General features: G+C 44.8%; 15 protein-coding genes. 9 read left to right on the top strand and 6 right to left on the bottom strand.

All coding sequences use genetic code 11. From position 1 onward, the window contains the following. The first annotated feature begins 12 nt into the window (after positions 1-12). Both IM462_RS01770 and IM462_RS01765 read left to right on the top strand, forming a co-directional pair. The gene (locus IM462_RS01770) at positions 13-1347 is read left to right on the top strand and encodes an AAA family ATPase (protein ID WP_287700325.1); all 1335 of its coding nucleotides are present in this window, start codon (positions 13-15) and stop codon (positions 1345-1347) included. Then, on the top strand, positions 1344-2036 hold the full coding sequence (locus IM462_RS01765) for a Rho termination factor N-terminal domain-containing protein (RefSeq protein ID WP_190722758.1): 693 nt from the start codon (positions 1344-1346) through the stop codon (positions 2034-2036). The genes IM462_RS01770 and IM462_RS01765 overlap by 4 nt, the downstream gene beginning before the upstream one ends. A gap of 485 nt (positions 2037-2521) precedes the next feature. Here the strand turns inward: IM462_RS01765 and IM462_RS01760 are convergent, their stop codons facing one another. After that, positions 2522-3238 (bottom strand): lysophospholipid acyltransferase family protein, encoded by a 717-nt coding sequence (locus tag IM462_RS01760; RefSeq protein WP_287700322.1) that lies wholly within the window; start codon positions 3236-3238, stop codon positions 2522-2524. Positions 3239-3394: 156 nt separating this feature from the next. Between IM462_RS01760 and metG the strand changes: the two genes are divergently transcribed. Then, positions 3395-5008: a methionine--tRNA ligase gene (gene metG, locus IM462_RS01755; protein WP_287700320.1), complete on the top strand. Its 1614-nt coding sequence runs from the start codon at positions 3395-3397 to the stop codon at positions 5006-5008. A 100-nt stretch (positions 5009-5108) separates the two neighbouring features. Then, positions 5109-5714, top strand: coding sequence for a LabA-like NYN domain-containing protein (locus tag IM462_RS01750; protein ID WP_002743578.1), 606 nt, complete (start codon positions 5109-5111; stop codon positions 5712-5714). 137 nt (positions 5715-5851) lie between these two features. Here the strand turns inward: IM462_RS01750 and IM462_RS01745 are convergent, their stop codons facing one another. The 4 genes from IM462_RS01745 to IM462_RS01730 all read right to left on the bottom strand — a co-directional run bounded on the left by IM462_RS01745 (position 5852) and on the right by IM462_RS01730 (position 8911). Then, a complete protein-coding gene (locus tag IM462_RS01745; RefSeq protein ID WP_287714793.1) occupies positions 5852-6046 on the bottom strand; it encodes a hypothetical protein in 195 nt (64 codons plus the stop codon). Between the two features lie 74 nt (positions 6047-6120). Further along, positions 6121-7317, bottom strand: coding sequence for a DNA double-strand break repair nuclease NurA (locus tag IM462_RS01740; RefSeq protein WP_287701361.1), 1197 nt, complete (start codon positions 7315-7317; stop codon positions 6121-6123). Between the two features lie 108 nt (positions 7318-7425). After that, on the bottom strand, positions 7426-8583 hold the full coding sequence (locus IM462_RS01735; protein WP_287701359.1) for a HigA family addiction module antitoxin: 1158 nt from the start codon (positions 8581-8583) through the stop codon (positions 7426-7428). Then, positions 8576-8911 carry a type II toxin-antitoxin system RelE/ParE family toxin gene (locus IM462_RS01730; RefSeq protein ID WP_002758830.1) on the bottom strand — a complete coding sequence of 112 codons (336 nt, stop codon included), beginning with the start codon at positions 8909-8911 and terminating at the stop codon, positions 8576-8578. The genes IM462_RS01735 and IM462_RS01730 overlap by 8 nt, the downstream gene beginning before the upstream one ends. A gap of 422 nt (positions 8912-9333) precedes the next feature. Between IM462_RS01730 and rpsL the strand changes: the two genes are divergently transcribed. The 5 genes from rpsL to rpsJ all read left to right on the top strand — a co-directional run bounded on the left by rpsL (position 9334) and on the right by rpsJ (position 14352). Next, positions 9334-9717, top strand: a complete 384-nt coding sequence (rpsL, locus tag IM462_RS01725; protein ID WP_002740176.1) for a 30S ribosomal protein S12 — start codon at positions 9334-9336, stop codon at positions 9715-9717. A 155-nt stretch (positions 9718-9872) separates the two neighbouring features. Beyond that, positions 9873-10343 (top strand): 30S ribosomal protein S7, encoded by a 471-nt coding sequence (gene rpsG, locus IM462_RS01720; RefSeq protein WP_002739653.1) that lies wholly within the window; start codon positions 9873-9875, stop codon positions 10341-10343. Positions 10344-10485: 142 nt separating this feature from the next. Beyond that, positions 10486-12561: an elongation factor G gene (gene fusA, locus IM462_RS01715; RefSeq protein ID WP_287701356.1), complete on the top strand. Its 2076-nt coding sequence runs from the start codon at positions 10486-10488 to the stop codon at positions 12559-12561. A 153-nt stretch (positions 12562-12714) separates the two neighbouring features. Beyond that, positions 12715-13944 (top strand): elongation factor Tu, encoded by a 1230-nt coding sequence (tuf, locus tag IM462_RS01710; RefSeq protein ID WP_287701354.1) that lies wholly within the window; start codon positions 12715-12717, stop codon positions 13942-13944. 90 nt (positions 13945-14034) lie between these two features. Continuing rightward, positions 14035-14352, top strand: a complete 318-nt coding sequence (gene rpsJ, locus IM462_RS01705; protein WP_002740287.1) for a 30S ribosomal protein S10 — start codon at positions 14035-14037, stop codon at positions 14350-14352. 403 nt (positions 14353-14755) lie between these two features. Here the strand turns inward: rpsJ and IM462_RS01700 are convergent, their stop codons facing one another. Continuing rightward, positions 14756-15943, bottom strand: coding sequence for a lipoxygenase family protein (locus IM462_RS01700; RefSeq protein WP_287701352.1), 1188 nt, complete (start codon positions 15941-15943; stop codon positions 14756-14758). Between the last annotated feature and the right edge of the window lie 116 nt (positions 15944-16059).

Raw genomic sequence — 16059 nt, 5'->3', positions numbered from 1 at the left:
TTGTGAACTCAAATGAAAGATAACACCCCCAAAGTAAAAAGTCTCAAATCTTATCTTCAGCATTTGCCTCAAGATGCGTCGGAAGCGATCGTTAGCACCAACTTTGCACGTTACCTGATATCATATTTAGGATTTTCAACCACGGAGATAATCCCACAGTACGAAACGGGAGGCGGTGGGATTACCGACTTTGCCACTCGGAGAAACCTAGCAAACGATATTTTTCTGCATACAAAGAGTAATCCTTTTCTGCTGATAGAGTTAAAGGGTAGAGATATTAACCTAACTGAAAATAGTCCAAGTTATAAGGCAACTGTCAATCAGTTAAAGCGTCAGTTATTAGGGACTAAGTGTCAAGCAGCCCAATGGGGAATTATCAATAATAGTTCACACATCCAGTTATTTAGAAAACATGGTAAAACCATTTTTCCTGCCACTACTTGCATAGAGCTAACCCCTGAGAACATTGATGATACTGTAGCTCTGATCAAGACAAAAATTGACAATACTCCCAAAGCATTAACGGTTACTGTTTACAATAATAAAGGCGGTGTAGGCAAAACCACCACCACCGTAAATCTTGCGGCTATTCTTGCTTTTTTAGGTAAAAAAGTTCTAGTTTTAGACTTTGATTTTAATCAACGAGATTTAACTGGCTCTCTCCTAAACATAAAACCACAAAATGGACTACTAGAAGAGGCTTTAACTGATAAGAATATTGATCTAAAATCAGTGATTATTCCTTATATTTTTAAGAATACAAAACTACAAATTACCTTCGATGTTGTTCCTGCTGATCCTAAAATAGCAGGGCTGACGGAATTTGACTATCATTCTAAAATGAAAATATCCACTCTCCATAGAAAATTAGACTTAGCTAGATATGAATATGATTACATCTTTATAGATGCAGCTCCCAATTGGCGATTTACTAGCCAGCTGGCTGTTTATGCTGCCGATGTTGTCCTCTTACCCACAAAACATAACAATTCATTCTCCCTTAATAATGCAGCCACTGCCATCAAGGAGTTTCTGCCGGAAATGCAAAAATCAAAAAAAGATGGGACTCCCATAGCCTTACCAATTTTTTTCAACGGTGAGAAGATTACTCAACCACAGTTACAGCTTGCCCAAAAAGAAATTAATCAAATACTAAAAAATGACAAAAACCTTGTACACTATTTTTATCCCAGATATACTAATGCCAAAAAAGATTTACATATTCATCACCTGCCAGAATACGCTATTATAGCCAGTGCTGCTTTTGAGCGCGTGCCAGCCGTTTATAAAAATCGTTCCGCTCATGACTATTACAAAGACTTAGCAAAGGAGTATTTTTTACAATGATGGAATATACCGATATTGGTACTTTGAAGTATCTCTACTTAGATGAAATAGAAATTACTAATGGGACAGATGCTGATAGTTTTTTAATTGAAGTTGCTGCCAAACTATTACAGCAGACAGGTGGACGCAATTGGCTGCCTGTAATCGTCAAAGAATTATCAGAGGATCGCTATGAAGTTATCGGCAACTCATTTGTTTATGCTGTGGCTGAAAGGGCTGGACTAGAAAGAATTTGGTGTATTATTGCCGATGGAACAGAAGATGCTAGGAATATATCCAGAGCTTTGGCAAGAGAAGAAACCCCAAAACTAAATCTGTCAACAGCTTCAAGAGAAGAAATTAAATCTGCTTTACAGTTCTTAATTGAACAACCGAATAGCCCACTGAAAACAGTTAAATTAGCTACTGCTACTGCTAGGATTGATGAGGCTCCCCGTCAATTCTGGAAGAGTTTAGATTCAATTGTTGCCCTCAAGTGTGGAATTACAAAAGGGAAGGGATTAGATTTACTCAAAACTGTCTTTTATCTCACTCCTCAATCTCAACAAGATGCAGTGATTGAGGAGTTTTCAGAAGAAACTCTCAAACTCAAGACTGTTTCCGAATTAAAGACTCTAGCCAAAGAAAAGGGAATCGTTGGTTTAAGCAAGATGAAGAAAGCAGAGCTAGTCAGAATATTAGCGCAATAAGAAAAAGGAGTATGAATTATCAATTAGGAAGTGGGGAAGTGGGGAGAAAAAAATCTGTCTCCTGTCTCCTGACTAGAAAATAGAGCCTGAAATAACGCAAATTCGTCAATCATACTAAATCCATTGAGTATAGGCTACATATCAGGAGAGGAGATCATGCCAGTGGAGTGACTCTTAAATTATTACAGATGTGTCAGCAGCTGCGTGTAAGCATCCCACCGAAAAACTAATGCGCGGGGGGTTTGGGGGCGGCACTTCGACAGGCTCAGTGGCCGCGCCACGCCCCCAACGGGGGGTTTGGGGGGTAGAACCCCCCAAAAGCTTGGATTGAGCGATAAAATCAGAAGTAATACTAAATCCCTTGAGTCTAGGCTACATATCAGGAGAGGCACTGATTTGGAAATAGAAGCTGAAATAACGCAAATTCGTCAATCAGAATATTTTCATGCTTGGCGGTGTCAACTTTGGCATCGGGACTGACTTCGTTAGCCTTTCAGCAATAAATCGCTAATTTCCGACTGACAATGACCAATTAAACGATTAAGGGCTTTTTTTCCTTGTTTACCTTGATAATCTGAGCGATCGCTCTCAGTAATTCCATAGGGACGACCGATCGCCACCTTGACACGATGATAAAAGACAACGGGATGCCAACCATCTTGATCGAATAAAGGTTCTGTGGTATCTAACCAGCGCAGCAAACGCACGGGAAAAGGACTAATAACAGTTTCCGACTCGGAGAGAATAGCCACAGGTAAGACAAATAAATTCTCCACGGGACAACGCAGGGCTAAATGGGCAAATCCGCTCTGAAAACGGCTAATTTGACGAGTAGCAGTCAAATTTAACATCGGCGATCCACCTTCTGGAAATAAACCGATCCATCGTCCGGACTGTAAAAAATCCGTTGCTTGCCGAAAAAAAGTCCGGTGGCGTTTTTCGGGGGTATCAAAGGGAAAACAGCCCAATTCTCCGATTAATTCCCGCAAAAGTGGCGTTTTTCCCATGTAGTGATGACAGGCGATCGGGAGAGTTTTGCCCAAAGCTTGAATTAAGATCGGCGCGTCCAAAAAGCTACGATGGTTACTTACCACGATCGCCACTCCTTGGCCGGGTAGATTTTCTTGACCGACGGTAAACAGACTCGTGCGCGTGGTATCAAGAATTAAACGAGAGGTGGATAGGGGGGTAAGCAGCTTCATGGAAAAAAAAAATCGGCCTTAAGATTGTTTTTATTGACTTAGACTACAACTAAAGGATAAAACAGAATTAGAGGATCATAAAATATAAGGGATTATGTCCCAATCATCTACGGATCAGCCTCGGGGCAGCCTCGTCTATTTAAAAAAATAAATTTCATGAATGATTTAAATGAGCGAAAAACATTTGCTTTAACAACACCTCTTTATTATGTCAACGATATCCCTCACATCGGTAGTGCCTACACAACGATCGTAGCGGATGTTATGGCACGATGGCAGCGGTTACAGGGGAATTCTGTTCTCCTAATTACAGGGACCGACGAACACGGACAGAAAATCGAACGAACCGCGGCAGCCAAAGGACTCAATCCCCAGGAACACTGCGATCGCATTGTCACCAGTTTTGCCAATCTCTGGGTAAAGCTACACATCCAGTATGATCGCTTTAGTCGCACCACTGCCCCCCGTCATCAGGCAATTGTTAACGAATTTTTTGAAAGAGTCTGGGAAAAGGGCGATATCTATCTCGATCGCCAACAGGGTTGGTATTGCGTCGCCTGTGAAGAATTTAAGGAAAAAAGAGAACTGTTAGATAATGGCTGTTGTCCCATTCATACTAATCTGGCCGCCGAATGGCGCGACGAGGAAAACTATTTTTTCCGTCTCTCTAAATACCAAGCACAACTAGAACAACTTTACCAAGAACAACCCGATTTTATTCAACCGGAAAGCCGACGTAATGAGGTTCTCAACTTCGTCAACCAGGGACTACAGGACTTCTCCATTTCTAGGGTTAATGTGGCTTGGGGGTTTCCCATTCCCCACGATGGTCAGCATACCATCTACGTTTGGTTTGATGCCCTTCTTGGCTATGTTACCGCCCTTCTCGACCCCGAAGACGAACCCACCCTAGAAAATGCCTTGGCCAAATGGTGGCCGATCGATCTGCATCTGATCGGTAAAGATATATTAAGGTTTCATGCCATTTATTGGCCGGCTATGCTAATGTCGGCGGGGTTACCCTTGCCCAAAAGAGTGTTCGGCCATGGCTTTTTGACCAAAGACGGGCGGAAAATGGGCAAAAGTCTCGGTAATACCCTCGATCCCTTCGATTTAGTTGATCGCTACGGGGCCGATGCCGTCCGTTACTATTTCGTTAAAGAGATTGAATTAGGACAGGATGGCGATTTTCAGGAAACCAGATTTGTTAATATTCTTAACGCAGATTTAGCCAACGATTTAGGCAACCTCCTCAATCGCACCCTAGGCATGGTCAAAAAATACTGCCAAAATATCCCCCCCCAGTTGACTGGCGTAGATATCCCCAACGATAATCACCTTAAGAATATGGGGATCAATTTAGGAGGCATTGTTGAACAGAAGTATGATGCGCTACAATTTGATCAAGCCTGTGAGGAAATATTGGCGTTAATTCGCGCTAGTAACAAGTTTATCGATGAGAGTGCGCCCTGGAGTTTATTTAAACAGAAACAACAAGCAGCGGTAGAACAAGTCCTCTACGCAGTTTTGGAATCAGTAAGACTCTCTGCCTACCTACTCTCACCGATAATACCGACCTTGAGCAGTAAAATTTATCAACAACTAGGTTTTGTTATTGATTTTAATACTTTCAGGTCGGAGGATGGGGAAAACTTCCCTGATGGTGTCTCTTTTTCCCAACACTGTCAATGGGGATTACCCACAAATCCACAACTAGGAACACCTGAACCGATCTTTTCTAAACTAGAACTGCCGTTAAACGATTCCTAAAGGAATTTTTTAATAACTCTATTTTTTAAGGTCTGTTGTCCTTTGGGACACAACTGGCAAACAATCAACACTAAACTTTTAACAAACGAGGAAAAATAAAATGTTTGACGATTATGACACAGCCCCAGTCTTCACCCCCGAACAAGTGCTAGAAAATCGCGGTCGTGTGGCGATTTTCATCGATGGTTCTAATTTATTTTATGCGGCTCTGCAATTAGGTATCGAAATTGACTACACCAAATTACTTTGTCGTTTAACTGCCGGTTCTCGTCTCTTGCGCGCCTTCTTTTATACTGGAGTTGATCGCACTAACGAAAAACAGCAGGGATTCCTCCTCTGGATGCGTCGCAACGGCTATCGAGTCATCGCTAAAGATCTAGTACAATTGCCCGATGGTTCCAAAAAAGCCAATCTGGACGTGGAAATCGCCGTGGATTTAATGGCGCTAGTGGGTTCCTATGATACCGCAGTAATTGTCAGTGGTGATGGGGATTTAGCCTATGCTGCCGATTCCGTCAGTTACCGCGGTGCGCGAGTGGAAGTGGTTAGTTTGCGATCGATGACCAGTGATAGTTTAATTAATGTAGCCGATCGCTATGTTGATCTAGATCAAATTAAAGAAGAAATTCAAAAAACCAGCAAACATCACGTTAGTTATAATAATTTCCCCGTCAGCGTCTTGGATCAAGATCGTAGCAGTCGCTAGAAAAATTCAGCAAAAATCAAGTTTAAGGTGGGTAATTCCCACCTTTTTCAGTTATCAGTTATCAGTTATCAGTGATACTAAATCCGCTGAGTATAGGCTACATATCAGGAGAGGCACTCATGGAAGTGGAGTGACTCTTAAATTATTACAGATGTGTCAGCAGCTGCGTGTAAGCATCCCACCGAAAAACTAATGCGCGGGGGGTTTGGGGGCGGCACTTCGACACGCTCAGTGACCGCGCCACGCCCCCAACGGGGGGTTTGGGGGGTAGAACCCCCCAAAAGCTTGGATTGAGCGATAAAATCGGAAGTAATACTAAATCCCTTGAGTATAGGCTACATATCAGGAGAGGCACTCATGCAATAACTGGATTTAGTATACCACTCCCCATCTGCTGCCTCCTCAATCAAGCGATACTACTGCGCTTTCTCGCTTCCTTATAAGATGTTCCCACATCCTGTAAACCGACTTTAATCATTTGTTGTTCCAAAAGAGCAAAAAAACGCAAGCGATCGCCACCTTTAATCACCGCTAAATTGTGCGCTTCCGCTAAGGCGATCGGATAACCATAACCTTTTAACACCTGGGCCAGTAAAATACTCAAAGAGCGATCGAGTAATTCTCGCTCCTCCACCACCCAAGCAGGAACCTCTACCCTAGCGATTTCCGTCCCCACATGGAGATAACAGAAGTAAATGCGATGTTCATCCCCATAAAGATCGAGTATCTTCAAAGAACTGCGCCAAAAAGGACTTCTTTGCCCCGGTTCCAATAAATAACCCCAGAGAGAAGCATCCCGGAGAGGATCGACAACGCGACAGGGGGTTTTTTCTGGGTCTAAATCACCGCAATTGATCAAGCAATTGGGAGTATCATGGGGACAAGATTGTAAACGCAGGAAATTTAAGCTTTCCGTGCTACGAGAAGCACTAATATAACCTATAAGCGGGATTTTAGCCGAGCGCAAATCGTCCCAAGACTGAAAAATCGGTGGCAAAATTAAATCTTTTGCTTCCGGGGGGAGACTATCGATAAACCAATAGATCAAAGAACCATCCACAAGGGCTAAATTTGGTTCATAATGGGCGCCGGGGGGTTTTACCCAACGAGTAGCCATTTCCGCTAACATTTGGCTTTCTAATACCGTGCGACGATAACTCATCCACTCATCGACGCGAATACCCCACTGTTTAGAAATGTAGAGGTCTTCTGATTTGTAATAGACTTCGGGAATGCTATCGAGGAGCGGGTGCAAATTTTGACCATAGTGCAACATAATCCTACCGATATTAATTAGATAACAGTAGGCGATTTCGTGGTGGGAAGGGGCAATCTGGGAACCATCCGTGGCAAAAACGCTATGACTTTCGGGAGCGGGAAGGATAGTAACGCGGGTGTCGAGAGGTTCGATCGGTAGCGCGACAGAGAAAATTAGGCGATCGTGCCAGTTATGATAGAGTTCTAGCAGTTTTTCCTGTTGCTGTTGAGCCTGTTCTAAAAGAATTTTAGCCCGTTGCACGCGCTCGCGACTAGCTGTCACTTCCTGTTGAAAATGTTGACTGATTCCTGGCATTTTTGCCGCTAATTTCGCAAGATCGAGCATAGCTATCCTCTCCCTGACTTTTTTTGATGTTATCGCAATTTCCTGTCTCTAATGCTAATTTTGTCAATTATGTCCAAATTTATCCTTAGTAATCTCCGCTTACAGCAGTTATCTTAATGGTGAGATAGGAAGTTTTCCTTTTGGGGAGTCGCTCGTCAATACCAAAAAGGAATTCTGCGTATTTAGACAATATTTCTCCTTAAGATCATTATAGTTTTGATAAGAAATAATTTGCTCATGTTGCATTCTACCAACAATAATACCAGGGTGTATTCCTAGTTGTTCGGCAAATTGATTAATAGCTTTTCTATTCAGAGAATTATTGGCGATAAATCTCTGCCAATCTCTGGGATCAATTAAGAAATTAGCCGCAAAAACATCCGCCTCTTTTTCTTTAATTGTATCTTGAATATCTTGCCCCTCTAAAAATAAAGTTCGTTTCCCATGTAATAAAATATGACCAGCTTCATGAAAAAAAGAAAACCAAAAATGATCATTTGTTTTGTATCGATCGCTCAATTGAATTAAAGCTCTGTGAGAATCTAACCAACGGGTAGCACCGTGTACCCTTGTTTTCGGAAGTTCAGGGACAAAGGCTAAGGCAACCCCCGCTGCCGCACAAAGCTCGATCATTTGCGGTTGAAATACCTCGATAGACTTAATAGTTAACGAACGAATTTGTCGCAAGGCATCTCTGAATTTCAACTCGTTGTAATCAGCACAATTAATTTTCGATGCTTCTATTTCTCCTTGACGTAACCATGCTGTTATTGCCCCTCGATCGCTATCAAATGCTTGAGACTTTCTAAAATCAATCGATAAATTTCTCCCCCAAATCTCCTCCCATTGCTCAGGGGAGACAACGGCAAAAAAATTCAAGCTCTCTCGTAATTGCTCTATTTTATCCTCATCAAACTTGAGCCAGCCTAATTCAGTCATCTGCCGATAAGGAATTTGTTTTAACCAGCCTAAATAACCTTTTAATCTTTGATTCTCATTTTTTCTCGCTAAATATTCCCGATAAAGTCTTTCGCGCTCTATCCAGAAACTGGCGGGAGTTCCTAACACTAACTCTATCTGTAAGGCGGTATCGATAGTAATCTCCGCTTTACCTTTTATGATCTCATTGATAGTCTTTTTTGGTCTGCCCATGCGTTGGGCGAGTTCCGATTGAGACATATTTCTTTCTTCTAGGATTTCGGCAAGGGTTTCTCCCGGTGGAGAAATAAAATCCGGTGCATATCTGTTCTCAATAGTATTAGTCATGGGTGTCATCTATGCCAATAATTACGACTGCGGTTACTTTCTTCCAATCAATTCCCCCGTCTGCTTTTTGAGGAATCGGTATATTAGCTGGCTCAAAAATTAGTCTGAGGGGATGAACTAAATCTAAAGATAGTTGTCCAGCACGGTTATATAACAATTCGTGGCAACGTCCCGGCAGCGATCGCATTTCCTCCAGGACAATAACTGCTTTTAAGTCGTCGAGTCTTTGCCTGATTTTCTTAGCCATCTTCTCTCCATACTGTTTTTTCAGTAGTCTTTGGCTATTGCATTCGTTCTCAAATTTTTTTTCCTTAAATACAATATCCATTGTAGATGACCCTTGTAATATTGTTAACCTCAAAGGTTAACAATATTTTATGGCAGCACACCTGGGTTGCATCCAGTACAAACGCTCTAAATATATCGTTAAGAGCTAATAGTCTAGACACCAGTTCTGAAAATGAGGTTAGCTAGAGACAGCTTTTCAGACGTTGGCCGATTAATCAGGTGATAATTATCGCTAAAATCGCACTATCAAGCCAAAACAACGAAGCTGTAATTTTATCGCCTAATAACGCCCGAATTGAGTGCCGCCGCCGCCCAAGAAAAAGACAATCTCTAACATCTAAACCGGAGAAAAGCACAATCGCGGACTTGACAACAACAGCAACAATTTGCTATAATGACCTTTTGTCAACGATTTGACCTTCGGTAATAGGAGTTCAGAGTAACCTTAGATACAGCCCTATCATGCCCACCATTCAGCAATTAATACGCGACGAAAGATCCAAAGCGAAAAGAAAAACCAAATCTCCCGCCCTCAAACAATGCCCCCAACGTCGGGGAGTTTGTACAAGAGTATATACCACCACACCGAAAAAACCCAACTCAGCCCTACGGAAAGTCGCTAGGGTACGTTTGACCTCTGGATTTGAGGTGACAGCCTACATCCCGGGCATCGGTCATAACCTGCAAGAACACTCGGTCGTCCTCATTCGCGGCGGTCGGGTCAAAGATCTACCCGGAGTCAGATATCACATCATTCGCGGCACCCTCGATGCCACTGGGGTGAAAAACCGTCAAAAGGCGCGCTCTAAGTACGGAACCAAACGCCCCAAACCCGCCGCTAAATAAACAGGGAATTGATTAACCAAAAAAATACTCCCACCGAGTCGGTCAAAGTTAACCCAAGAGACTGAAAACTCGCAGGAGGGGGTTTGAGATGGGCTGTAATCATCCGACTGTCAAGCAAAAGTTAAAGTTAACCTAGAAAATTCAGGAATATTCCGATGTCTCGCCGTAAAAACGTCAAAAAACGTCCTATTCCCCCCGATCCCGTTTACAATAGCTGTTTAGTCAGCATGACCATCCGCCGGATCATGCGATCGGGCAAAAAATCCCTAGCCGCTAACATCGTTTACGATGCCCTGAAAACCGTCGGCGAACGTACCGGTCAAGAACCCCTAGAAGTATTTGAAAAAGCCGTTAAAAACGCCACCCCCCTAGTGGAAGTGAAAGCCCGCCGGGTCGGTGGAGCCACCTATCAAGTGCCGATGGAAGTACGCACCAACCGTGGTAGTACATTAGCACTACGCTGGTTAGTCCATTATGCCAGAACCAGAGGCGGCAAAACCATGGCTGGTAAACTAGCTAACGAGATCATGGATGCGGCCAACGAAACCGGCGGCACGATCAAAAAACGGGAAGAAACCCACCGGATGGCAGAGGCAAACAAAGCCTTTGCCCACTATCGTTACTAAAAAGATACTTTAAAGATACTTTAAGGGCGGTGGACTACACCGCTGCCGCCAAAAAACTGTCAAGAAAAGTATAGAATTGTAAATAGTGTAAAAAATCCTAGAACAAAATCCCATCACTGGCAAGCAAAGCAAGGAGGTTGCTGTGGCACGGACTATCCCGCTAGAGAGAGTGCGAAACATCGGAATCGCCGCTCATATAGACGCGGGCAAAACAACGACAACAGAAAGAATCCTGTTCTACACGGGAGTCGCCCATAAACTGGGCGAAGTCCACGACGGAACGGCAATTACCGACTGGATGGAACAGGAACGGGAGCGGGGAATCACCATCACCGCCGCCGCCATCAGTACCAGTTGGCAAGATCATCGCATCAACATCATCGATACCCCCGGCCACGTCGATTTCACCATTGAAGTGGAACGTTCCATGCGGGTACTCGATGGCGTGGTGGCGGTTTTCTGCTCTGTGGGTGGTGTACAACCCCAATCGGAAACCGTCTGGAGACAAGCCGATCGGTACAAAGTACCCCGGATTGCCTTTATCAACAAAATGGACAGAACGGGAGCGAACTTCTTCAAAGTTTACGAACAATTAAGAGATCGCCTTAGAGCTAACGCCGTTCCCATCCAAATGCCGATCGGTGCAGAAAGCGAACTGAGCGGGATCGTTGATCTCGTCAAGATGCGCGCCTATATATATAAGGACGATCTAGGCAAAGACATAGAAGAAACCGACATTCCCGAAGACTTATTGAAAAAGGCCGAAGAATTCCGCGTGCAGCTGGTGGAGGCTGTAGCGGAAGCGGATGAAGAACTCCTAGAAAAATATCTAGAAGGTGAAGAACTCACCGAAGCCGAAATCAAACGCGGTCTCAGGGAAGGGACGATTGCTGGTACGATTGTTCCCGTCCTCTGCGGCTCGGCTTTCAAAAACAAAGGGGTACAACTGCTCCTTGATGCCGTGGTAGATTACCTACCCTCGCCCTCGGAGGTAGCCGCCGTTAAAGGAATTCTTCCCGATGGCAGCGAGGCCATCCGGGAAGCCAAGGACGATGCGCCCTTCTCCGCTCTCGCCTTCAAAATCATGGCTGATCCCTTCGGTCGTTTAACCTTCCTACGGGTCTATTCCGGTGTGTTAGCCAAAGGCAGCTACGCCTACAACTCCACCAAAGGAACCAAAGAACGGATCGCTCGCCTGATCGTCCTCAAATCCAACGAACGGATCGAAGTGGATGAACTGCGCGCCGGTGATTTAGGAGCGGCGATCGGACTGAAAAACACCATTACCGGGGATACCCTCTGTGATGAGAAAAACCCAGTTATCCTAGAATCCCTCTTTATCCCCGAACCGGTTATCTCCGTGGCGGTGGAACCGAAAACCAAACAGGACATCGAGAAACTCAGCAAAGCTCTGCAAGCTCTCTCCGATGAGGATCCCACCTTCCGGGTCAAAGTTGATCCCGAAACCAATCAAACGGTAATCGCCGGCATGGGAGAACTGCACCTGGAAATCCTCGTCGATCGGATGCTGCGGGAATACAAAGTCGAAGCAACCGTGGGCGCTCCCCAAGTTGCCTATCGGGAAACCGTGCGGAAACCTGTACGGGCCGAGGGTAAATTTATCCGTCAAAGTGGCGGTAAAGGACAGTACGGCCACGTCGTCATCGAACTGGAACCGGGTGAACCGGGGTCAGGCTTTGTCTTCGTCTCCAAAATTGTCGGTGGTGCTATCCCCAAAGAATACATCAACCCGTCAGAACAAGGGATGAAAGAAGCTTGCGAATCGGGGATTGTAGCGGGTTATCCCGTTATCGACCTGAAAGCAACCCTTGTGGATGGTTCTTTCCACGATGTGGACTCCTCCGAGATGGCCTTTAAGATTGCCGGTTCCATGGCGATCAAGGAAGCGGTGATGAAAGCTTCTCCCGTTCTCCTAGAACCGATGATGAAGGTCGAGGTGGAAGTACCCGAAGACTTCATCGGTAACGTCATCGGTGATCTTAACTCCCGTCGGGGACAAATCGAAGGTCAAGAAACCGAGGCCGGCATCGCCAAAGTGTCCGCTAAAGTTCCCCTAGCGGAAATGTTTGGTTACGCCACTGATATTCGCTCTAAAACCCAAGGACGGGGCATCTTCACCATGGAATTTAGCCATTACGAAGAAGTCCCCCGCAACGTGGCTGAGGCGATTATCACCAAAAGTAAAGGGAACGGTTAATCAGTTGCCAGTGACCAGTGAGCAGTGGGGATAAACCGATCATTTAAATTCGATCGGTCAACCCTAATAACTGCTAACTTAAAACTGATCTCTGGTGACTGATTACTGTTCACCCGGCTGAAGAAGAAAAAAAAACAAAGGAACAGAAAGTAAATGGCACGCGCTAAATTTGAACGGACGAAACCTCACGTTAACATCGGTACGATCGGTCACGTTGACCACGGCAAAACTACCCTCACCGCCGCTATCACTATGACCCTAGCGGCTCTGGGTAATGCCCAAGCTAAAAAATACGATGAAATCGATGCCGCTCCCGAAGAAAAAGCCCGCGGGATCACCATCAACACCGCTCACGTTGAGTACGAAACCGCTGATCGCCACTATGCACACGTGGACTGCCCCGGCCACGCCGACTATGTAAAAAACATGATCACCGGTGCGGCACAGATGGACGGTGGTATTCTCGTGGTCTCGGCCGCCGATGGCCCGATGCCCCAAACCCGGGAACATATCCTGCTGGCTCGTCAGGTGGGTGTACCTAACCTGGTGGTCTTCCTCAACAAAAAAGATATGGTGGACGATGAGGAGTTACTGGAACTCGTAGAACTGGAAGTACGCGAACTTCTCACCAGTTACGACTTTGCTGGCGACGAAATCCCCATTATTGCCGGTTCTGCGAAAGAAGCCCTCGACTACATGACCAAAAATCCCAAGGCCCAAAAAGGCGATAACGAGTGGGTGGACGCAATTTATGAATTAATGGAAGCGGTAGATAGCTATATCCCCACCCCCGAACGGGATATCGATAAACCCTTCCTGATGGCGGTAGAAGACGTATTCTCGATTACTGGTCGGGGGACGGTGGCTACCGGTCGGATCGAACGCGGTATTGTGAAAGTGGGTGATAACGTGGAATTGGTCGGGATCAGAGAAACTCGCCCCACCACCGTCACCGGGATCGAAATGTTCAAGAAAAGTCTTGAGCAAGGGATGGCCGGTGACAACGCGGGTATCCTCCTGCGTGGTATCCAAAAAACCGACATCGAGCGCGGCATGGTGATCGCTAAACCGGGTACAATCAAACCCCACACCCAGTTTGAAGGTGAGGTGTATGTGTTAACTGCAGGAGAAGGTGGTCGTCACACTCCTTTCTTTAAAAACTATCGTCCTCAGTTCTATGTACGGACAACCGACGTAACTGGTACTATCCAAGACTACACCGCCGATGATGGCAGCACTGTAGAAATGGTCATGCCGGGAGACCGGATCAAAATGACCGTGGAACTGATCAACCCGATCGCTATTGAACAGGGTATGCGCTTCGCTATTCGCGAAGGTGGTCGCACCATCGGTTCTGGAGTTATCTCGAAAATTATCAAGTAGGCTAATCTACTAATTAACGGGGCAGTGAATTTAAAAGCTGCTCCGTTACTGTCTTTATTTTGTACCTTGACAATTGCAATAGGTGAAATTATGGCTACGCTACAACAACAGAAAATTCGCATTCGTTTGAAAGCTTTTGACCAGCGCTTACTCGATACTTCCTGTGAGAAGATTGTCGATACTGCCAATAGAACTAACGCCACAGCGATCGGACCGATTCCCCTACCGACAAAAAGAAAGATTTATTGTGTCCTGCGTTCCCCTCACGTTGACAAGGACTCCCGTGAACATTTTGAAACCCGCACCCATCGCCGCATTATTGATATTTACCAACCCTCTTCTAAGACAATCGATGCTTTGATGAAATTAGATTTACCCGCAGGGGTTGATATTGAAGTTAAATTGTAAAAAATGCCAAAAAGATGTTATCGCTAACATCTTTTTTTCTTAGAGACTCTTTGTCATGATGTTTCTCGTCTAGTTTTTGTGGACGAGAATCGCTATTGATACGCCAGCAGCCCATCAAGGTGGCGGTTGCTCTTTAAATAGGGTTGGCTGAATAAATCTAAAAACCTTGTTGGATAAGACTTTTAGACTTTTTTGACCTCAAAAAGTGCCAGCCATTGGAGGGACCGGGGCGAAAATTCAGGTACTTTTTCCCTGAAAATTAGGTAATTGACCGTCTGAAAATGGGTAAAACCCTACACCCCACACCCGTTCGGACCTCGGCGTGAGCTCGGTCGAACGCTGAGCTCACGGCCGAAGCCCACACCCCACACCCTGCCCCCACAAAAAACTTTTTCAGCAGACCCTAAATATTGATACTATTGGGGATGCGAGAGGGTTTCAGGAAAATATAAGGCGTAAATCGGGTTATATTGCGCCGATCAATCTCATTTTCGATCGCTTTTAATTTAGCTTGGAAAACCGCCAAAATCGGGTAAGTGCGTTGATCTGGGAAAGCACTTCGGGATGGATAACCAAAACGGTTAAATTGAAAAGCTGTTAAAGTCTGCATAATTTCCAATTGATAAGCGGCCTGGGCCTGGGGCGGCAAAAGACGGAGAATATAATCTATATCCACCTCTTCAGCTGCTTTGGGAGGGGATTGATAACCCGCTAGGGGAATATTCGGGCAAAAGGCGAGATAATCGTATTGAGGATAATTAACCGCCGCGTGTTGTGGTCCGGCCACAAAAATTATCTGGGTGACAACTTCGATTAATTTGGCTAAAGTGTCTAATTGTCCGTCAGAAACTAATTTTTTGATGCCTCCACCTTCAGGTGACATCAATTTTCGCGCCCAAGCTTGTAATTCTGTATCCCCGTTTACATCCGCGTCGGAAGTATAGATGCGCTGATTAGGTTGGGTCGGATCTTGATACAATTGAATGGCAACTGGTACTAATCCCCCTTGACCGCGTAAACCTCTAGCACGCCAACAGAAAAGGACAAGAGGTGCTGTCACAGCTTTCATCCCCCGTTGATAACTGCCTAAAGTTAGGTTGTTTAGGGGTGCATAATCTGCTAGAAATAAGTTACCCTTAGCGGCTTCCGAGGCAATGGTTTTATCCGGTCCCATGGCTTTTTGGAAGATAGTATCGCTGACGGGGAAATTATTTGGTAAGCTGCTAATCCCGCGAATTACCATGGGATTTGCTCCCGCTAATCTTTGGTAGGCAAAACCTGTGTTAGATTGCCAAGTTTTAATGCTTGTGGGTTGGGGAAGGATGGGAAAAAGTTCTTCGTAATCTTCTAATTTGTCGAAGGGATCAAAGATATTTTCTACCCTTGTGGCGACTCCATTGGCAATTAAAGCACTGAAACCTTTACCCCGCATTACTTGATAGGAAATAGAAAAGTTTTCGTGGGTAGGTAAATCTTTGACGAGGGTGATACCATTAACGGAATCATAAACGTACACTTGTTTTTGTCGTCTTAATAGATCTTGTCTTTTGACTGGATCAGGATCATTTTGGGGTAGCGATGGTGTCAGCAAAGTAACTCCTTATCTAAAAAATTAGAACTTAAAAAGTTTAGTCTTTTTCATGGCACTAATAGGCTAGTCAAGGTAAGGAATTACCTCTGAGAAAAGGAGCTTTTGAGGTAAATTAC

This window comes from Microcystis sp. M144S2, from assembly GCF_020246065.1.
GTDB classification, from domain to species: Bacteria; Cyanobacteriota; Cyanobacteriia; order Cyanobacteriales; family Microcystaceae; genus Microcystis; species Microcystis ichthyoblabe_A.
The sequence above is the reverse complement of the archived record's forward strand: the minus strand, read 5'-3'. Positions and strand labels throughout refer to the sequence as shown.